This window comes from Chitinophaga filiformis (assembly GCF_021646545.1).
GTDB lineage: Bacteria > Bacteroidota > Bacteroidia > Chitinophagales > Chitinophagaceae > Chitinophaga > Chitinophaga filiformis_A.
This window is the reverse complement of record NZ_JAKIRP010000001.1, coordinates 647,920-668,550: the sequence shown is the minus strand read 5'-3', so window position 1 is coordinate 668,550 and position 20,631 is coordinate 647,920. Positions and strand designations below refer to the sequence as shown.

General features: G+C 46.4%; 17 protein-coding genes. 9 read left to right on the top strand and 8 right to left on the bottom strand.

Annotated features, from left to right (window positions below; genetic code table 11):
- Nucleotides 1–27: 27 nt before the first annotated feature.
- Together L3C95_RS02690 and dnaN are read right to left on the bottom strand one after the other, a co-directional pair.
- Nucleotides 28–831, bottom strand: a complete 804-nt coding sequence (locus L3C95_RS02690) for a sterol desaturase family protein (RefSeq protein WP_236384927.1) — start codon at nt 829–831, stop codon at nt 28–30.
- Nucleotides 832–1,065: 234 nt separating this feature from the next.
- A complete protein-coding gene (gene dnaN / locus L3C95_RS02685) occupies nt 1,066–2,184 on the bottom strand; it encodes a DNA polymerase III subunit beta (RefSeq protein ID WP_089829285.1) in 1,119 nt (372 codons plus the stop codon).
- Nucleotides 2,185–2,535: 351 nt separating this feature from the next.
- On the opposite strand from dnaN, the gene L3C95_RS02680 reads away from it, so the two are divergent.
- Nucleotides 2,536–3,795, top strand: a complete 1,260-nt coding sequence (locus tag L3C95_RS02680) for a pyridoxal phosphate-dependent aminotransferase (RefSeq protein ID WP_236384924.1) — start codon at nt 2,536–2,538, stop codon at nt 3,793–3,795.
- Between the two features lie 106 nt (nt 3,796–3,901).
- Here L3C95_RS02680 and L3C95_RS02675 read toward each other — a convergent pair whose 3' ends face one another.
- Nucleotides 3,902–4,399, bottom strand: coding sequence for a hypothetical protein (locus L3C95_RS02675; protein WP_236384918.1), 498 nt, complete (start codon nt 4,397–4,399; stop codon nt 3,902–3,904).
- Nucleotides 4,400–5,305: 906 nt separating this feature from the next.
- Between L3C95_RS02675 and L3C95_RS02670 the strand changes: the two genes are divergently transcribed.
- Genes L3C95_RS02670 through L3C95_RS02650 form a run of 5 tightly spaced genes read left to right on the top strand, consistent with a single transcriptional unit; the run spans nt 5,306 to nt 12,232 of the window.
- Nucleotides 5,306–5,917 (top strand): TetR/AcrR family transcriptional regulator, encoded by a 612-nt coding sequence (locus tag L3C95_RS02670; RefSeq protein ID WP_236384909.1) that lies wholly within the window; start codon nt 5,306–5,308, stop codon nt 5,915–5,917.
- An 8-nt stretch (nt 5,918–5,925) separates the two neighbouring features.
- Complete coding sequence (locus L3C95_RS02665; RefSeq protein WP_262915814.1) at nt 5,926–6,537, top strand: TetR/AcrR family transcriptional regulator; 612 nt, start codon at nt 5,926–5,928, stop codon at nt 6,535–6,537.
- A 54-nt stretch (nt 6,538–6,591) separates the two neighbouring features.
- Nucleotides 6,592–7,953, top strand: a complete 1,362-nt coding sequence (locus L3C95_RS02660) for a TolC family protein (protein WP_236384905.1) — start codon at nt 6,592–6,594, stop codon at nt 7,951–7,953.
- Between the two features lie 31 nt (nt 7,954–7,984).
- Nucleotides 7,985–9,046: an efflux RND transporter periplasmic adaptor subunit gene (locus L3C95_RS02655; RefSeq protein ID WP_236384903.1), complete on the top strand. Its 1,062-nt coding sequence runs from the start codon at nt 7,985–7,987 to the stop codon at nt 9,044–9,046.
- A gap of 6 nt (nt 9,047–9,052) precedes the next feature.
- Nucleotides 9,053–12,232 (top strand): efflux RND transporter permease subunit, encoded by a 3,180-nt coding sequence (locus tag L3C95_RS02650; protein ID WP_236384901.1) that lies wholly within the window; start codon nt 9,053–9,055, stop codon nt 12,230–12,232.
- A 146-nt stretch (nt 12,233–12,378) separates the two neighbouring features.
- Here the strand turns inward: L3C95_RS02650 and L3C95_RS02645 are convergent, their stop codons facing one another.
- The 5 genes from L3C95_RS02645 to L3C95_RS35080 all read right to left on the bottom strand — a co-directional run bounded on the left by L3C95_RS02645 (nt 12,379) and on the right by L3C95_RS35080 (nt 17,870).
- A complete protein-coding gene (locus L3C95_RS02645) occupies nt 12,379–13,794 on the bottom strand; it encodes a nicotinate phosphoribosyltransferase (protein ID WP_236384899.1) in 1,416 nt (471 codons plus the stop codon).
- Nucleotides 13,795–13,804: 10 nt separating this feature from the next.
- Entirely contained in the window at nt 13,805–14,716 is a 912-nt protein-coding gene (locus L3C95_RS02640; protein WP_236384898.1) for an NUDIX domain-containing protein, read from the bottom strand.
- A gap of 356 nt (nt 14,717–15,072) precedes the next feature.
- Nucleotides 15,073–15,759, bottom strand: a complete 687-nt coding sequence (locus L3C95_RS02635; RefSeq protein ID WP_236384896.1) for an NUDIX hydrolase — start codon at nt 15,757–15,759, stop codon at nt 15,073–15,075.
- A gap of 49 nt (nt 15,760–15,808) precedes the next feature.
- Nucleotides 15,809–16,210, bottom strand: coding sequence for a hypothetical protein (locus L3C95_RS02630; RefSeq protein ID WP_236384894.1), 402 nt, complete (start codon nt 16,208–16,210; stop codon nt 15,809–15,811).
- Between the two features lie 37 nt (nt 16,211–16,247).
- The gene (locus L3C95_RS35080; protein ID WP_236384890.1) at nt 16,248–17,870 is read right to left on the bottom strand and encodes a M20/M25/M40 family metallo-hydrolase; all 1,623 of its coding nucleotides are present in this window, start codon (nt 17,868–17,870) and stop codon (nt 16,248–16,250) included.
- 306 nt (nt 17,871–18,176) lie between these two features.
- Here L3C95_RS35080 and gcvT point away from each other — a divergent pair, with 306 nt between their 5' ends.
- The 3 genes from gcvT (at nt 18,177) to L3C95_RS02610 (ending at nt 20,592) form a co-directional block, all read left to right on the top strand.
- Complete coding sequence (gcvT, locus tag L3C95_RS02620; protein ID WP_236384889.1) at nt 18,177–19,265, top strand: glycine cleavage system aminomethyltransferase GcvT; 1,089 nt, start codon at nt 18,177–18,179, stop codon at nt 19,263–19,265.
- Nucleotides 19,266–19,299: 34 nt separating this feature from the next.
- Nucleotides 19,300–19,773, top strand: a complete 474-nt coding sequence (locus L3C95_RS02615; RefSeq protein ID WP_236384884.1) for an SRPBCC family protein — start codon at nt 19,300–19,302, stop codon at nt 19,771–19,773.
- A gap of 90 nt (nt 19,774–19,863) precedes the next feature.
- Nucleotides 19,864–20,592 (top strand): 2-phosphosulfolactate phosphatase, encoded by a 729-nt coding sequence (locus L3C95_RS02610; protein WP_236384883.1) that lies wholly within the window; start codon nt 19,864–19,866, stop codon nt 20,590–20,592.
- The last annotated feature ends 39 nt before the right edge of the window (nt 20,593–20,631 follow it).

The window sequence follows — 20,631 nt, the reverse complement described above, 5'->3', positions numbered from 1 at the left end:
AATGAAAATAAAAAGTTCATAACCTGTTTATTGCTTTCGTTCCTCCCAGGGTACTTTCAACAGTGTGCCTATCTGCTGATACTGAGATTCCTGGTACTCATCCAGCCCGTAGCGTAGCCGCGTTACATCATTTACCACCACAAATGTGCCGAACAGGCGATCCCAGAACGAAAAGATGTTTGCATAATTGGAGTCAGTTTCCGGCTGATAATGACTATGATGCACCTTATGCATGTCAGGCGATACAATGACCCAGCTAAGGGTGGTATCCAGCCATTTGGGCAACCGGATATTGGCATGGTTGAACTGCGACATAAACGCTGAAATGGTCTGGTATAACATGACCATCCAGATGGGCACTCCCATGGATACGATGGCCAGCAGGAGGGCTGCCACCCGGAAAACAGATTCCACCGGATGATGCCGCAGGGCGGTGGTAGTATCCACTGCCGTATCGATGTGGTGGATCTTATGGAAATGCCACATCCAGGCTATCTTATGCTGAATAAGATGTACCAGGTAGGCGCCTATCAGATCCATCATCATAATGGCCAGCAGGCAATGGAGCCATACCGGCAATGTAACGAGGTATAAAAGGCCAAAATGGGCCTTTGCAGTCCATTCTGATGCGATAACGATCAGGAATGCGAAACCAAGGTTAACAATGGCTGTTGTCAACGTAAAGAACAGGTTGGTGCCTGCATGCCGGTACCTGTTCACCTTCAATGAGAGACGGGGTATAGCTCCTTCTATCATCCATAGGAGTAACAGTCCGCCTACAAGAAATGCGGTACGATACCAGGAAGGAATATTATTGAAAAATTCTTCCATACGGGAATCAAATTTTACGGCATGATAGTACCATGCCCTGATCAGTTCATCGTGAAATAGTGGTCATCAAACTGGGGTAAATCAAATCGCTTACTGTCCTGTTTACTGGTATTAATTTACGAACTTTTTAAATAACAATTCTTTTGAAAGTGGCTGTGGGCAAAGAAAAAAGCAATCTCCTTGTGAGAGATTGCTTTACAAATAAACATAAGTTATTAGCTGTTGTTAAACTGACTAGTTGTTCAACATCAGCGGCATTACCAGCATCAGCAGGTCTTCATTTTCTTCTTTTTCGGAAGGTTTGAGAATACCCGCTTTTGTTGGGGTAGACAGTTCGATGGTGATCTCATCTCCTTCTGCGGCATTCAGCATTTCAATGAGGAACTTCGCATTGAAAGCAATTTGCATATCATCGCCGGTGTACTGGCAGCCCATGCGTTCGTTACCTTCAAAGGAGAAATCCACGTCCTGCGCAGAAAGCTGGAGTTCGCTGCCAGTAATATTCAGGGCCACCTGGTTGGTGCTCTTATTGGCAAATACGCTCACACGTTTCAGGGCGTTCTGGAAATCGCTTTTTGCCAGGGTAAGGCGGTAAGGATTATCTTTCGGGATCACCACTTTATAGTCAGGGAATCTTGCGTCAATGAGGCGGCAGATCATCTGTGCGCCGTCATGTGTCACGAAGAAATGGTTCTGACTGTAGGCGATCTTTATTTCGCTGTCATTATCAGGCAAGGCAGATTTCAGCAGGTTCAGCGGCTTTTTAGGCACGATGAAGGTTTCTGCTTTAGGACATTCTACGCCGGTCCTTACATACTTCACGAGACGGTGCGCATCGGTGGCTACGAATGTGAGGCTGGCAGGGGTCAGTTCGAAGAACACACCTGTCATAGCAGGACGCAGGTCATCGTTACTTACGGCAAACAGGGTCTTGTTGATCGCTGTTACCAAAGCAGTAGATGTCAGCGTGAAAGAGGTAGTATCATCTGCTGTAGGCTCTTTGGGGAAATTCTCAGGATTTTCTCCCATTACCTTATACTTACCGTTGTCGGAGGTGATCTCTACAGCATAAGAATTAAGATCTATATGAAAAGTCAGCGGCTGATCGGGCAGATTCTTGAGTGAATCCATCAGGATCTTGGCGGGAATACAGATACGGCCATTTTCTTTGGCTTCAACCTCCAGCTTTACCTTCATGACAGTCTCAAGGTCTGTGGCCACTACGGTCAGCTCGTTCTTGTCGATCAGGAAAAGGAAATCTTCCAATATAGGCAACACCGTATTAGAGTTAATCACCCCGCTGATCTGCTGCAATTGTTTTAACAAAGTAGAGGAAGAAACGATAAACTTCATGTGATATATTGTTATTTACTTTTTCTTTTTTATCAAAACCGGCCACTGTAAAGGATTCTGACATTGTTGGCCGTATTCTGGGTTTGTTAACCGCACTAAAAATAAGGCTTTTTAAGAAAGCGGACAAAGATAGAAAGAATTGTCAAGTATCGTGCTATTTACAGATATTACCGGAAAATGCAATGTTAGATGAAGTGATGATTATGTCTTGTTTTATTGAAATTAATTTAATGAAAGGAGTCTTTATTATGATGTGGTGAAAAAATCTACTGTTTCTTTTAAATGATGTTCATATCCTTTAGCTTTGCGGGCGCAAAAAAATATTTTTAAAACTAAAAATTCTTTTGGGTTATGAAACTGTCTCATTTAGCCGAAACGTTGATCGGGTCTGAAATTATCAAACTGGCCGGTGAGATAAAGGAGAAGCAGGCCAAGGGCGAGAAGATCTACAATTTTACCATTGGGGATTTTGACCCCAAGGTATTTCCAATTCCGGCTGAATTTGAGGAAGAGATCATAACGGCTTACAAGGAAGGGTACACCAACTACCCTCCGGCTGACGGTATTCCCGAATTAAGGAAATCTGTGAGCGAATTTATTGCAGAACACGAGAACCTGACCTACGATCCTGCCAGGGAAATTGTAATCTCCTGCGGCGGTCGTCCAATTATCTATGCCACTTTCAGAACAATTGTTGACAGGGGAGAAAAGGTAGTATATGCTACTCCATCCTGGAACAATAACCACTATACTCACTTCCTGGAGGCCGAGCACGTAGTGCTGGAAACAAAGCCAGAGAACGACTTCATGCCAACTGCTGCCGAACTGAAACCGCTGCTGAAGGGTGCTACCCTCCTGGCACTGTGTTCTCCGCAGAACCCAACCGGTACTGCTTTCGGTAAACAGCAGCTGGAAGAGATCTGCGACCTGGTAATTGCCGAGAACAAGAGCCGCAGCGCTGACCAGAAACCACTGTACATCCTGTTCGACCAGATGTACTGGGTACTGACCTTCGGCCAGACGCACCACTACACACCTGTTTCCCTCCGTCCGGAACTGCGCGACTATACCGTTTTCATCGACGGCATGAGTAAAGCTTTCGCAGCTACCGGTGTAAGGGTGGGCTGGGCTTTAGGACCTGCTCACGTAATTGGTAAAATGAAATCTATCCTCTCTCACGTAGGTGCCTGGAGCCCGATGGCAGAACAACATGCTGCTGCCCGCTACCTGCGCCGTAAGGATGAAGTGAACGTTTACCTGAAGAAATTCAAAGCAGAAGTAGAAGAGCGCCTGCAGAAGATCTATGAAGGTTTTGACAGCCTGAAAAAAGCAGGCCATCCTGTAGAAGCTATCGCGCCACAGGCGGCAATCTACCTGACCCTGAAGATCGACCTGGCGGGTAAAAAGACCGCCGATGGTACCGTACTGCAGGACCAGGCAGCTGTTACCTCTTACATCCTGAACGAAGCAAAACTGGGTCTGGTACCTTTCTATGCTTTCGGTTCTTCCAAAAACTCTCCCTGGTATCGTCTCAGCGTAGGTACCTGTAGGAAAGAAGAGATCCCGGCAATGATCGCTCAGCTGAAATCAGCGCTGGAGAAGCTGCAATAACAGATTATACTGGCAAGCTATAAGAAAAGAAGAAAGGCCGCCCCGTCTTGAACGGAGCGGCCTTCTTCATTGAATAGGTGTGGTGTTGTGGAAGGAAGGGGAATACTTAATGCTTGTCGTGACCTTTGCCTCTGCCTTTACCTTTCTCTTGTTTTCCGTGACCCCGGTTGTCATTCTTCCACTGCTTGTGCTGTGGATGGTCCCTGTTCGCGTAGTATTTCTGTTCCTTGCTGTCACGAATGGATACCTGGTCATGTTTGTTCCTGTAACCATAATACTCCTTACGATACTTGTCATGGGACAGATAAGGCCTGTTCACGCCATTGATCACGACTTTATGTGCGCGGTATACGTCGAAGTTGGCGTACCTGGCCGGCAAGACTGCTGACCTGCGCCAATCATTGCCATACCTGTAGATGTATACTCTGTCTGGCACATAATAGTATGTTTCGATATCCGGGAGATAATAATAATCAACATAATCATAACCCACAGGTCCCCATACCGGTTGTCTGCCTATATTTATACTTACATTGATCTGCTGGGCCATGGTTGTTGCCGTAAAACCTGTTACAGCTAACAGAAGAAGCATTAACTTTTTCATAGCGTTTGATTTTACCCATGTAAGGCAAAACCAATGCCCTAAAGTGCCAGCCGTGTTTTTTTTTGAGATATAGCGTTAAAATTTGTCGGTTAAAACCCCAAATATTGAGACCAGCTGTTAAGAAATCGATCCCATAATGGACCCGATTTCACCCCCTGAACATGAAAATGGGCTTTATGCTATAATTGGCGTCGAAATAAGTCGAGTAGAAGTTGGCTAGCTATAAGACGCGTATTGTCCCCCCAACCTTTAAATAACCCCGTAATCGCCTGAATGTTTAGTTTTTCCGGAGAATGCCTGAGAACGTTACACATCCCTCCCAGGTTTGTCTGTCTGGACTAATTTTGTCCTATTGTTGCCGCTTTCAATATGCTTCGAACCGAAACCGGGGTTCGGATGTCAAAAACCAGGGGCGAAGTTCGGTCAACCTAGCGTCAACCTCCCTTCATCTTCCGTTCCGGAACGGAAGATGAAGGGAGGTTGACGCTAGGTTGACCGAATGTCGATTATATCTCAAGTACACAAAAGTGCCCCGATCCACTCTCGTACCACTCCGGTACCACTCCGGTACCAATCCGGTACCAATGGCTTTAACTTATGTTCATCTTACGTTCAAAACGTAGGATGAACATAAGTTAAAGCTATTGGTACACCGTTGGTACCGGATTGGTACTATACTCCAGGTACACTCAAACCAACCCAAAGTCTGACCTTCTCCTTATTGGTAATAAAAACACTGTGTATAATCGCCTAATTATCAATCAATTTAAAAACTGACTTTCTGACTTTTCAACCTTCTGACTTTTGAAGTCAAAAAGTTAATCTATTGTTAAATGGTCAACTTGTTTCACTTTTCTCTGAATTCTTCCTATTTTTGACTCGCAAACTAAAAAAGTCAAAAAGTTAATGCTTGCTGAGAACAAAGATGAAATGAGGGATAAGATCCTGGAGGCGGCCTTGAAGAGATTCATGCACTACGGTGCGGCTAAAACCACCATGAATGAGATTGCAGATGATCTGCGTTGCTCAAAGGCATCGTTGTACTATTACTTTTCCGATAAAAAGGCATTACATAATGCCGTGTTAATGAAGATTGGCGAGACTTTCTTCCAGGAGCAGGAAGCAGAAGCCGATAAGGATATTTCGGCTGAACAGATCTTCACTAATATTATCGCCATAAAAAAACAGTTCGTGGAGCGTTTCAATCGCCTGGAACTGTTTAAGATCCTCAACGATAAATCAGAGGAAATACAACAGATCATCCGGTCTGTTCACGAGCGGGAGACAAAAATGCTCACCAAGATCATTGAAAAAGGCGTGGCCTCAGGAGAATTTGACGTCGAAAATCCTGTAGAGATCGCACAATTATACAGGGATGCTATGGAAGGACTGCGGTTTGCCGGAATGAGCTGCATGCCCGATAATATCCCGGAGTTAGATAAAGACGCATTTGATAAGATAGTAGCACAGCAGAAATTGTTGACGGAAATATTCGTCAGAGGAATCAAGAAACAATAAACAGGATAATGCCAGTCAGAGCACGGATATTGGAAACAGCATCAAGGATGTTCAGGACGTATGGAATTAAGAGTGTTACAATGTTCGACATATCAAGGGAATGTGGGGTGTCAAAGAAAACGGTGTACGAACATTTCAGGGACAAGGAAGAACTGGTAAAGGATGGGGTGCGCTTTTTGCTGAACAGGCACGAGCAGCATCTGGAAGATTTTCGTCAGCAATCTGCTAACGCTATTGAAGAGCTATTGAAAGAGGTGGAGTACATGGAACAGATGGGAAATACGATCAATCCCGTGATGCTGTTTGAAATGGAGAAGTACCTGCCCGATATCTGGAAAGACGTGGAAGTGTTCAAACAGGAGCGGCTATTGCAGGCTATCACTGCCAACCTTGAACGGGGCATGCAGGAAGGCATCTACCGCAAAAACCTGAACCGGAACATTATGGCACGTACGCGGTTACTGCAACTCAACATGGTTTTTGAACCAATGCAGTTTCCCGCTACACAGTTCAATATGCACGAGGTAATGAGAGAGATCACTATACATTTTATACTGGGAGTGACAACAATGAAAGGACGTAAGCTGGCCGCTGAATACCTACAGATTAAAGAAGACTAATACTACCGCTTAAAACTATATCCGCCAACTAAAAAAATCAAAGTAAACATACGGATGAAAAGGATAATGTTAACGCTTATTCTCTTAATGGGAATAGGGGGATATACCTCCTATGCGCAATCGGAACTGTCGTTGCAGGAGTGCCTCAAGTATGCACTCGCCAATAATCAGCAACTGGCACGTACCCGGCTGGAAGAAGATATGGGCCGTTTTAAAACCAGTGAAGTAAGAGCCAGGGCTTTACCTCAGATAAATGCCCAGGGGCAGTATACCAACAATATCAAGAAACAGGTGCTGGCCGTTCCCGGAGAGATCACAGGGGGCGCACCCGGTACCACTACCCTGCTGGAAGCCGGTACCACTCACAATGTTACCGCTTCTGGTACTGTGACTCAGGAGGTGTTCAACCAGTCCGTATTTACCGGTCTGAAAGCGGCAAAAGCCGGTGAAGAATACTATAGGATGCAGACCGCGCAGAGCGAAGAGACGGTGATCTACAACGTAACACAGCTTTATTACAATACACTGGTGTCACGCGAGAAGATGATCGTACTCGATGCCAACATAGAAAAGCTTACCAAACTGGTAGAAACCACTTCCTCTCAGGTGCAGAACGGATTGGCGCGTAAGATAGACCTTGACCGTATGCGTGTGAACCTCACCAACTATAAAACACAACGTACACAGGCACAGAACCAGTTCCAGGTACAGGCCAATCAGCTGAAACAGCAAATGGGCATGTCTATGGGCACTACGCTGAACCTGCCTTCCGCCTCATTCAAAGAAATCGAAACCAAAGCTACAGTAGTAGATTTCGGAGGTATGAATGTCGACAACAGGATCGAATACCGCCTGCTGAAGAAACAGGAGGAACTGCAGGAGTTCCAGAAAAAAGCTTACGTAGCAGAGTATTATCCTTCCCTGGCATTGTCTGGTAACTATTCTTACAATGGTATCAGCAACAAGTTTGATATGCTGAAATCCAAATCAAACGGTTCTACGGCCAGCTGGTACGACATGGCGGCTGTAAGCCTTACACTGAAGATCCCCATTTTTGATGGATGGGCGCGCCGCTCACGTGTAAGCCAGGCCAACGTAACCCTCAAACAACTGAGGAAAGATATGGAGGCTACTACCCTCTCCCTGAATACGCAGTATGAAAATGCCAAGCTGCAGGTGCAGAATAACCTGGCCACTATTAAGGCACAGCGGGAGAACGTAGACCTGGCCAATGAAGTGTACAACTCCACCCAGAACAACTATAACCTGGGCCTGGCCAATCTGACAGACCTGCTGGATGCCGAAACATCCCTTACTTCTGCACAGAATAACTACAACGAAGCATTATTACAATATAAGCTGGCAGAACTCGATATTATCAAATCCAATGGTAATCTGAAAAGCCTGCTGAACTAATTAAAACCGCTAAAACCGCATACCAAACTATATGAAAAAGATTCTTATCTGGGGCACACTGACTATTGCAGCTGTTGTATTGATCATGTGGAAACTGGGCGCCAATAAAAAGGAAAATGAAGCCAAAACGGAATTTGTGAAGCAGAGCAACGCCGGCGAGGTGCCCGTACTGGTGGAAAAGGTGGCGAAATCAGATTTTTCCCAGGGCTTTCAGTCCAACGGGAACTTCACTCCGGTACGTGAACTCACCTACCTGGCAGAAACTACCGGCCGTATCACTAAACTGCTTGTAGACGAAGGTAGCGTTGTACGCCAGGGACAGATCATTGCACATGTAGATGGAGAAATACTGGGCACAGACCTCGCTGCTGCTAAAACCAACCTGGAACAGCTGAGGGTAGATAAGGAAAGATATGAAGCTGCCTTTAAAACAGGTGGTGTAACTAAGAAACAAGTGGATGACGCAACCCTGCAGTACGAGTTGCAGAAAACAAAATTTGAAGCTGCCAGCCGTCGTGTGGGCGATACCTATATCAAAGCTCCCATCAGTGGTGTGATCAACAAAAAATATATCGAGCAGGGTGCCTATCTCTCTCCCGGCAATAAGATGTTTGATATAGTAGACGTATCCCGTCTGAAACTGGCGGTATCTGTACCGGAATTCCAGGTGGTGAACCTGAAAGAAGGCGATAAAGTGAAAGTAACTTCCAACGTATTCCCTGAAATGAACTATGAAGGACGAGTAACCTTCATCGCCGCAAAAGGTGATAATACACTCAACTATCCCGTGGAAATGGAAGTGCTGAATAACACCGGCAAACAACTGAGAGCTGGTATGTATGGCACCGCCCATTTCGAAATGAAGGATGCATTGCCAACCATCCTTGTAGCACGCACCGCTTTTGTGGGTGGTGTGAACAGTAACCAGTTGTATGTAATGGAGAACAATACTGCCAGGCTGCGTAAGGTAGTAGCTGGTCGTATTTATGGCGATAAGGTGGAGATCAGGGAAGGATTGAATGAAGGCGAAACTGTTATTACCAGCGGTCAGATCAACCTGGTAGATGGCGTTAAGGTAACGGTGCAAAAATAATCAACTATGAAGATCACAGAAGTATCCATAAAACGGCCCACGATAGTGGTGGTAATATTCACCATTCTTACATTGCTGGGTGTGATGAGCTACCAATCGCTCAACTATGAGCTGTTGCCGAAATTTGAATCGCCGGTAGTAACCATCGCAACTGTATATCCGGGTGCATCTCCGAAAGAGGTAGAGAGCACCATTACAAAAAAGATTGAGGATGCGGTAGCATCAATGGAGAAGATAAAGAAGATCATGTCAAAATCTTCTGAAAGCTTGTCTACCGTTACCGTAGAATTGAATAACGATGCCAACGTTGATCTTGCCATGCAGGATGCTCAACGTAAGGTGAACGCTATCCTGTCAGATCTGCCTTCTGACGCCAAAGCGCCATCGCTCACAAAGTTCTCCCTGTCTGATTTGCCTATCATGACCTTGTCTGCTACTGCGAATATGGACAGCAAGGAGTTCTATGACCTGGTAGATAAGAAGCTGCAACCATTGTTATCCCGCTTACCGGGCGTGGCACAGATCTCCCTGATCGGTGGACAGGAACGTGAAATACAGATAAACATCGATCCAAACAAACTGGAAGCATATAAACTGTCTATTAACCAGGTAAGGCAGACAGTTACCAACGCTAACCTCGACTTCCCTACCGGTAAAGTGAAAACAGCAGATCAGCAGATACTGATCCGCCTGGCCGGTAAGTATAAAAATGTGGACCAGTTGCGTAACCTTGTGCTCACAACAACTGCAGATGGTACGCAGATCCGCCTGAGCGATGTTGCTGACGTGCAGGATGCGCAGAAGGATGTGGAACGTATGGCGCGTGTAGACGGAACAAGCGCTATCGCATTGCAGGTGCAGAAACAGACAGACGCCAACGCGGTGACCGTGAGTGAGGAAATGAAAAAAGCGATTGTCCGCGTAGAAAAAGATTATGCAGCTAATAATCTGAAAATCTTCATCGCGAATGACTCTTCAGACTTTACGCTGGAATCGGCGGACTCTGTGATCCATGACCTGATCATTGCGGTAGTACTGGTAGCAGCGGTGATGCTGTTGTTCCTCCATAGCATCAGGAGCGCGATCTTCGTAATGATCTCTATTCCTGCGTCTCTGGTAGCCACATTTATCGGTATGAAGCTGTTTGGCTTCTCCCTGAATCTGATGTCGCTGCTTGGTTTGTCACTTGTGGTAGGTATCCTGGTGGATGATGCGATTGTGGTACTCGAGAACATCTATCGCCATATGGAGATGGGTAAGAACAGGGTACGTGCGGCATTTGATGGTGTGAAAGAGATCGGTTTTACCGTTACCTCCATCACCCTGGTAATTGTAGTCGTGTTCCTGCCAATCTCTTTAACGAATGAGCTGGTATCGAAGATCCTGAGGGAGTTCTGTGTGGTGGTGATGATCTCTACGATGCTCAGTTTGTTATCGTCCTTTATGATCGTACCGCTGTTGTCGTCCCGGTTTGGAAAACTGGAGCATATCACCGGGAAGAACTTCTTTGAGAAATTCATCCTTTGGTTTGAAAGGCAGCTGCAGAAGTTTACCGATTGGATGACAGATATCCTGAAATGGGCGCTGAACCATAAACTTATTACCCTGGTGGTAGCCATAGGCCTCTTATTCCTCTCCTTTATGCTGTTAGGCAAGGGATACATTGGCGGTGAGTTCATCCCGAGAGGTGACCGTGGCCAGTTCATCCTGGTACTGGAAATGCCCAAGGATGCATCTGTAGAACAAACCAATCAGGCTACACGTAAAGCGGAGCAATATTTGTCAAAGAAACCGGAAGTGACCCGTCTGATCACCACGGTTGGTCAGACCAGTGAAGACGGTATGGGTACATCACAGTCTACCGCGTATAAATCAGAGATCACGGTAATGCTGGTGGATCCTGAAAAACGGGCAGACGGTTCCGATATCTACGCTGCAAAAATGAAGGCGGAGATCAGGAACATCCTGCCGGGTGTGAAAGTGAAAACCATGAACGTAAGTATTCTTGGTACGGCGGAAAATGCGCCGGTAGAGCTGGTCGTGATGGGCACGGAGCTGGATAGTGTAATGGCATATGCAAAAGCTGCAAGAGAGGTGTTGGCGAAAATTGACGGTACCAGTGATGCGAAATTATCTGTAGAAGAAGGTAACCCGGAGATCAATGTACAGGTGGACCGCGATAAAATGTCCGCACTGGGTCTGACACTGGAAAATGTGGGTGGTACTATGCAGACTGCTTTCAGCGGAACAGCAGATGACTCTAAAATAAAATTCCGTCAGGGCGATTACGAGTATGCTATCAACCTTCGGTTCGATGACTTTAACCGTAAGAGCCTGCAGGATGTATCCAATATACAGTTCCTCAACAATCAGGGTCAGCTGATCCGTTTGTCACAGTTTGCAACTGTAACGGAGGGTTCGGGTCCCAGCCGACTGGAAAGAAGGGATAAGAACACCTCTGTGTCTGTAAAATGTCTCGTGATAGGCCGTCCGAGTGGTACTGTACAAACTGAGTTTGCGACGGCACTTGAGAAGCTGCGTAAGCCTGCCGGTATCTCTTATGTATGGGCTGGTGATGCGGAGAACCAGGGAGATTCATTTGGCGCGCTGGGTGCAGCCCTGTTGATCTCGATCGTAATGGTATACCTGATCATGGTGGCGCTGTACGACAACTATATCTATCCATTTGTGGTATTGTTCTCTATTCCGCTGGCTATTATTGGTGCATTGCTTGCGCTTGCGCTTACCAACAATACGCTGAACATCTTTACCATTCTCGGTATAATCATGCTGATTGGTCTGGTGGCAAAGAACGCGATCATCCTGGTTGACTTTGCCAATCAGATGAAAGAGCAGGGACAGAGCACGAATGAGGCTTTGATACATGCAAACAATGCCCGTCTGCGTCCGATCCTGATGACTACCATTGCCATGGTGATCGGTATGTTACCTATCGCGCTGGCAACTGGAGGTGTGGCTTCGATCAAGAACGGTCTGGCCTGGGTTATCATCGGAGGTCTGATCAGCTCAATGTTCCTGACCCTGATCGTAGTGCCGGTAGTGTACAGGATCGTGGATAGTGTAATGAACCGCTTCGGATGGAACAAGCCGTCTGCCAAACGATTGATCCGTCAAAGGCTGGTAGCACCTTATGCAGCAGAAATTGAAGAAACATCATTGAATTAATCAATAAAAGAGTTTAGTTACTAATAGTGTAACAGTTGTAGGTTTAGGCAACAGGCCGGAGTACTCTTACTCCGGCCTCTGTTTTTTAGCAAAAAAAAAGCCGTCGCATAGGACGGCCGGTATGGGGGACAAATGATGGCGATAAGTCAGATTGTTGCGTTCTTTCTGATCTGGTTAAAGGTGTACGTTGTTTTGATCTCGCCATTCTCAAAAACTGTGACCAGCTGGTCTTTCAGTTCCGGAGCTTCATTTTCAGGAAGAGATTTATAGGTACCATTGTCCAGTACAAGTTTCTGTTTACCTGATTTGGATTTTTTGAAAGATACCCTGGTGTTGCCATTGGCATCCAGCTCAAGAGGGTTCTTCTGTACATTGATGCTTTTACCATTCACCTGAGCAAAGGAACATTTCAGCGCAAATTCCTGCGTATCTCTGTTGACCCTTTGCAGTAATGCACCGCCCATTCCCAGTACCAGGTTTTCAGCACTGATGCCTGCCTGTTTCAACGCTTCAAAGATGGGAGGAATAGAAGAGTAACTGATACCATCGCCCTGTATAACTCTCACCTGTGGAGGCAATACTTTATATCCTTTTTCATTCAGGCTGTAGCCGAAAGTTTCCATCAGGATCTCAAATACTTTGAGGAGGGTCTGGATAGCATCTCCACTGTCAGGACGGATCACCAGCGTGCCTTGCCTGCTGAGGATCTGTTCTTTCAGTTCAGTGCCCCAATATTCTTTACATGCTCTGAAGATGTTGTAAGAGTCGGAAACACAGGCAATAGTACCTGTAGGGAAAGTATTCAGGATGTGACGGAAGATGTCTATCTCCCCTTCTTCACCCAACAGGGTCACTATAGAGTGTTCAGTAGCCGGAATAGATAATCCGGGAGCAACCGGCGCCTGATAATACCTTTTCGCAAAAGTAGAACCGATCAGTGTATCGCTGCCGGAGAAGTTGATGAGGTGAGCACTACCGCCAATACCGGCACTTTCTACAGAGCTGGCCCCACGGAAACCGAAGTCGTTCAGTACAAAGTCAATTCCTGCAAAAGCAGCTTCACTGGCCGTTTCTGTATAGTATTTCTTCACTGTTTTTTTGATTTCCCTGGAGAGGGTAGCTACAGTGCAAGGGTACCATACCTGCATGAGCAGGGTTTCCAGGAAATTGGTCAGCCAGTAACATTCCGGATCGGTGTTCTCGATGCTCATTAACACATTGCGTACACCTGTCACAGTGCCTTCCGGCACAGCCTTGATACGTACAGGGAGGCGTCCTCCGTGTTTCTCTATTATATATTCGAAACGGCTGCGGTCAAACACGTCATTACGGCCAAATACTTCCAGTAAGGTAGCTTCCGCTTCGTCAATTTTTTCTTTGGTGATAACAGTGCCCTGCAGGTACTCCATCAGGAAATATTGCAGGCCGTAGAAAACGGTTTCTTCGAATTTGCCCCCGCGGCTTTCAAAGTAGGAGTAGATGTATTCGGTGCCTGGGATATAGAGTTTGTGGTGGGAATATTTGTAGGCATCTGCTAATAGAATGAGGTTTTCCTTTGTCATGATTCTTCGTTTAGTCGTTAGTAGAATATTTTTCAGCTAATTTTTTCAGGAGTGGGATGTGTGTACTGACTATTTCACCCTGTGCTATCAGTTCGTTTATAGCGTTGACATTGATCCAGCGCATTGCGGCAAGGTCATCGTCGGCAGTAGGTTCTCCAAATAACAGGTCAGTACTGAAAAGGGTGGTGATGATCTTATCCACTTCAGAGCGGTAGCGCCAGTCATCCATTTGCAGAGACATTTCATACTGCATCGGGCCTGTTTCTATCTGTCCGCATTCTTCCTGTAATTCTCTCGCAGCAGCGGCATCAAAGCTGACATCATCAGGGTCAGCAAAACCACCAGGGAGTCGCCAGGCATTTTCTGCAGGCTTGCGTCCCAGCAGCAATTCACGGCGGTTATTGCGGAACAATGCGATATCTACAGTAGGGTATACTTTAGGATAAAGATTGTAAGTGCTATAGATAATGCCGGCCCGGAACTCCTCTGTATCAAATACCTTATCAGAAACAGCTTCTCTTTGTGCCGTGGCGTTAAAGTCCTGTACCGGTGGTAACGCCGCAGTTGGGAAGCGGCCGGAATAAAAAGGGATGAAGCTATCGCGGCTACCATACAGGATGAATGTTTCATTACCAAGATTGTTACCTAGTAATTCATCCAGTTTGCGGGACCATACTTTATCTGAAGCCTGGTCGCTGAGTGGAAGTACGATCACATCAGGGAAGAGCTGTTTCAGCATCCGCTCGCGGGTGTAATAGTCCAAAGGGTTTTTACGTCCGCCTTTGATGGGGCTAACGCCGAGTACAATGATCAGGCGATTGTGTTTAGATCTTACTTCTTTGATCAGCTGTAAGTGCCCCTCGTGTAAGGAAGGTGTCTGGAACCTTGCGATTATTACCCCTGTCGGCTTTTGCGTTGTCATTGATAGTATGCTTTTGTGTAACTTCTACACAAATATATAGCGGTTTAAACATATAAACAAAATATTTTCCGTAATAATTACACAAATAACGTTCTGAAAATACCGAGAAGATGATAGTAGTATTGATAATGAATATTTTGTATGATCTACTGTGCGTTCGAGCCGCCGGAAAATTTTTAAACGAATGGTTATAACATGGCAGAGAGTAGGATACAAGGCAGTGAGAGCAGCTATGGCCAATCCAGTCAAAAGTCTGGGAGCGGAATAAACAGAAACATTTCAAATATTCACTGGCCGCGCTACGGTGGGGCTTTTTATGTGCAGCAGTGCAGGGTACTCATGGTCGTTGATAATGATCAGATCTCAAAAGTGATCCCTTCTTTCTTCAGCTGGAAATAGCGTTCCTCGTTAAAGCTGTATAGTTTAGCAGGCCTGCCGGCAGAAGGGTGTCTCTGTTTTTCATTATGTCCGGCAAGAATACCCAGGTGATTGATCTTCTTCTGAAAGTTACGACGGTCGATAGGCCGGTCGAGCACCGTTTCATAGAGTTTCTCCAGGTCGGAAATAGGGAATTTCTGATCGAGGAGCTCAAACCCGATAGGCTCATATCTTATCTTGGCGCGTAACCGTTTTACCGCGGCTTCCACGATAGCAGAGTGGTCGAAGGCCAGGTCAGGAAGTTTTTTGATATCGAACCAGTTAGCGTCTTCAGCATCTGAGCTGGCGGCCAGTTTGAAGTTGGTCGGGTTAACCAGGCCGAAATAGGCTACGGATACTATCCTGCCTCTGGGGTCACGTTCCGGCTGGCCGAAGGTATAAAGTTGTTCCAGGTAGTTGATGTGTACACCTGCCTCAGTTTGCAACTCACGGGTCACTGCTTCTTCAAGTGTTTCACCGTCTATCACGAAGCCTCCGGGTAATGCCCAGCGGTGCATGAAGGGAGGAATGGTGCGTTTGATGAGTAATACGGAAATACTTTCTTTGGCGGTGTATCCAAATACTACCGCATCTACACAAAGTCTTATGTTTTGCTTAGGTTCCAAATCCAGTTCTAAAAGATTATAGCCGGTTATGGTGATCCCGGCATACTCACTATTTAATATATTGTTCCACCTGTGTAGTGTCTTTTTTCAGATTGATGAACAGGGGATTTTTCATCGGATCAAATGCAATGATCAGGTTTGCCTCCTGTGTATTTGCAGGGGGAGGTAGTTCTATGAGCACTTCCTGCCTGTTGTTCCGGCGAAAGAGGAGACTGTCTTTACCGGCCACATGACGTACAAAGCCGTGACGTTCAAGATAGCCGGTCAGTTCCTGTTTACGTTGCAGCAGGGAGTCTACCTGTGGATCGCCACTCACAGGTTTCACATTGCGCACCACGTAACTCTTTTCTGTAATGATTTCATAACCAGAAGTGTCTTCTCCCTTGTTACGTGCCTGATTACACGAAACGCAAAGGATAGCGGCACTTAATATGAACAAAACAGCCTTCATACAACGATATTAAGGGCTGCAAGATATTATAAAACGATCAGAATTGGACATCAAATACTTTTTCGCTGTCTTCTCTCCTGACTTTCACGGTAGTTTTGTCTCCTTTTTTGAAAGTTGAAAGTGCCTGCATATAATCTTCCAGGTTCACAATGGTATGTGATCCGAGTTCGACGATCACGTCATTGGCCAGTATACCTGCTTTACTGGCCGGTTTGTTATCTGACACACCGTCTACCCTTACCCCTGGTTTTTGCCATGTATAATCAGGCATGATGCCCAGCGTGACGGTGAACCTGGCGCTGGAGGTGGCGGCAGGTTGTTTGTCGCGCGTGTGGGTGAAGGGCAGTTTGTCCATACCGTTAGTTTTCTCTACCAGCGCGTATACTACTTTGATCACGCTTAATTCCCCTGCATAATTGATCTTAGCTGCTTCATCAGATGGTTTATGATAGTCGCTGTGTGTACCTGTGAAGAAGAACAGCACAGGAATATTTTTCCGGTAGAAAGAGGTATGGTCTGAAGGTCCTGTACCAGAGGAATCGTAGGTGGTACGTAGCTCTGCCGGGATGGCCTGTTTCAGTAGCGTGGGCCATACGGGCGAGGTACCTATCCCTCCTACCTGTAATCCTTTTGCAGGATCCAGACGGCCTACCATGTCCATGTTGATCATATAGTTGAAACTGCCGGGAGCAATGGAGCTGTGCTCAGTAAAGTATTTGGAGCCGAATAATCCCAGTTCCTCTCCTGAAAATGCGACGAACAGGTAATTGTATCTGTGCAGACGGGAGGCTTTCAGCATCCGGGCCAGTTCCAGCAGGGCCGCGGTTCCGCTGGCGTTATCATCGGCGCCGTGATGAATGGTCTTATCGTTAGGCGCCAGTGAATTGTGGTCTTCCCCATGTCCGAGGTGATCAAAGTGGGCGCCGATCACAATAGTGCTGGCGGCTTTGTTGTCTATATAACCCACCACGTTAGTACCGGTACGTCTGCCGGAGGTAAAATTCACCTGCATGTTTATCCGGAGATCTTCAGCATCCGAGAGTAGCTTGCTTGTCTCGCTGTTCACCCACATCACGGGAATGGTGAGCGGATCAACAGTAGCGGACAGCCACTTCTGGACTTCCTGCGGCTTCTCATTGCCGTTGTAGAAGATCACGCCGGTAGCGCCGGCTTTGGCCGCTTCGCGGGCATTTTGCCGGTATATTTCCAGGGGATCTGCGTGTGGCTGCATTTCAAAATCCTGTACATTGAAGAGCCAGATGTTGTCCGGTTCATTCACATCGCGTAATACATCTCCCTTAGCACTTTTTTGTGCGCTGAAAGGCAGGGGGACAAACTGTTCACCCGCGGTGAGCGTGGTTTTGTTGACGGTCAGATGCGAGCTGGTGGCTATCAGCTTGCCTTCGCTTACGGGGAATGTTTGCAGGTAGCCGCTGTCGCCCTTTGGGGTAAGGCCGGCCAGTTTCATCTGCGTAGCGATATATTCTGCAGCCAGTCTTTCACCTGGAGTGCCTGTGCGGCGGCCTTCGAGTTTATCGCTGGCCAGGAAGGTAATATGGGCCTGAAGGTTCCCCAGCGTCGTACGATCTGCTTTCTTTTGGGCATTCAGCTCATGAGTAAAGGGTAATAACAGCGCCAACAGGCATATGGTATGCTTCACAGTTGATGAATTTTTAAAGAGTCTACTGAAAGAGCCGGCAGACCAGGTCTTTTTGCAAAGATACGTATCTAAGTGGTTGATTAGCAATGAAAGTGTCGATTGCTAATAACAGTTTCATGCTCAAAGTTGTTCATATACCGTTGCAGGTAAGGATGATTCGCTGGCGGTGCTCATAAATCCAGAAGGCAATTATTGCACCAAAATCACTATTTGGCCGCCGAATTTGGAAAATCAGCCTATTTTTGCCGGGCTTAAACAAAACTTAAACCTAAAAACATACCCAAAACAGAACCGATCATTAAATTTATGAAGAACACACCATTTACACACAAACATGTAGCGCTGGGCGCTAAGATGGCTCCTTTTGCAGGGTATAACATGCCGATTTCCTATACAGGTATTAATGATGAACACCTGGCTGTCAGGAATAATGCAGGGGTGTTTGATGTGAGCCATATGGGTGAATTCATACTGAAGGGAGAAAATGCGCTTGACCTGATCCAGCGGGTTACCAGCAACGACGCTTCCAAACTGACCGCAGGAAAGGCGCAATACAGCTGTCTGCCTAACAACGAGGGTGGTATTGTAGATGACCTGCTGGTGTATTGTATCGAAGAGAACAAGGTATATATGCTGGTAGTGAATGCCAGCAACATTGAGAAGGACTGGGACTGGATCAGCAAACATAATACGAAGGGTGCCGAAATGCACAACATTTCCGACAAGACCTGCCTGCTGGCTATTCAGGGACCTAATGCGGCCAGCATACTGCAGCCGCTGACCAGCATCGAACTGGTAAACCTGAAATATTACACTTTTGCCAAGGGCGAATTTGCCGGCGTGCCTAATGTACTTGTAAGTGCTACCGGTTATACCGGCGCCGGTGGTATTGAGATCTATTTTGAAGATAAAGACGGCGTAGCCGAAAAGATCTGGGATGCCATTTTCGAAGTAGGCGGACCTAAAGGGCTGAAACCAATCGGCCTGGGGGCTCGCGATACGCTTCGCCTGGAAATGGGTTTCTGCCTCTACGGTAACGATATTGACGATACTACTTCCCCACTGGAAGCAGGATTGGGCTGGATTACAAAATTTACAAAAGAATTCACTTCCCGCAGTAAATTTGAACAGCAGAAAGCGGCAGGCGTAAGCAGGAAGCTGGTAGGTTTTGAAATGGTGGATAAAGGTATTCCCCGTCACGACTACGAGATCAAGGACGCTGACGGCCAGGTAATAGGCAAAGTAACCTCTGGAACACAGTCGCCTTCCCTGCAGAAAGCAGTTGGCCTGGGATATGTAAACACTGCATTTGCTACCCAGGATTCAGAAATATTTATCGCAGTAAGGGACAAATTATTGAAAGCCAGAGTTGTAAAGGTGCCATTCTTAAGTTAAGTTCGCATATAATTGCAAAAACCATATCTTTTCTATGCCTACAATTCATATCACAACCGTAATTCATGCTCCGCTGGAGCGGGTCTTTGACCTGAGCCGGAGCATTACGCTGCATAAGCGCAGTATGGCGCATATGCAGGAAGAAGCGATCAGCGGCCGTACCAACGGTCTGATTGATCTGGATGAAACGGTAACCTGGCGGGCCAAACACCTGGGTAAGGTGAGGCAGCTGACCACCCGTATTACGGAAATGCGTAAAACTGAGTATTTCTGTGATGAGATGGTGGCGGGAGATTTTACCTATATGAAACACGAGCATCATTTTAAAGAGATAGGTAATGGTACAGTAGCAATTGACATCATGGAGTTCGGAACACCTTATGGCTGGCTGGGCAGATTGTTTGAACGGTTTTACCTGCACAAATACATGACCAACCTGCTGATGTTACGGAACAAGGTGATTAAAGACTATGCGGAAACCGAGAAGTGGAGAGTGATATTAGATTAATGAATGATCAGGATGAAGGACCGGGAATTGAGAACTGATAGTATGTCAGTACTCAGTCCTTGTTCTTCATACTGATTTTTAAATAGGACAATGGAACAGCAGAAACCGACTTTAGAAGTATGTTTATCACCGGCATTGTTGCACTTATATGATGTGAAGAACAGTATCGTGGTGATCATTGATGTGTTGAGGGCTACATCCACGATTTGTACGGTATTGTATAACGGCGCCGCCAGAGTGATACCTGTAGCTTCTGTACCGGAATGTATCAGCATCGGCGAACAGCTGGGGGCCAATGCCATTACAGCCGGTGAACGGGACGGACGGATTGCGGAAGGTTTGCTGCACGGGAACTCCCCTTTTGAATATCCCCGCGAATTTATTCAGGACAAGACACTGGTACTGACCACTACAAATGGTACCAAACTGTTGCATATGGCTAAAGACGCCATCGCCATCATTACCGGCTCATTTCCAAATCTTTCAGCGGTGTGCGACTACCTGGTAGCACAGGGTAAACCGGTCATTCTGGGATGTGCTGCCTGGAAAGATCGTGTTAACATGGAAGATACCCTGTTTGCAGGCGCTGTAGTAAGCCGGATCAGGGAACACTTTACCGTAGATTGTGATTCTGCCATTGCTGCAGAGACCTTATACCAAGTATCAAAAGATAACATCCAGGAGATCATGAAGCAGGCTTCTCACTACAGACGCCTGGCGAAATTCGGACTGGAAAAAGATATTCAGTATTGTCTCACACCTGATGGGGCCAACGTGCTACCCATATATAGAGATGGAGAGCTTGTGGCTGCGGAATAGCTGCAAGATAAATTCTTTTTATAAAGTGTTTGTTTCTGG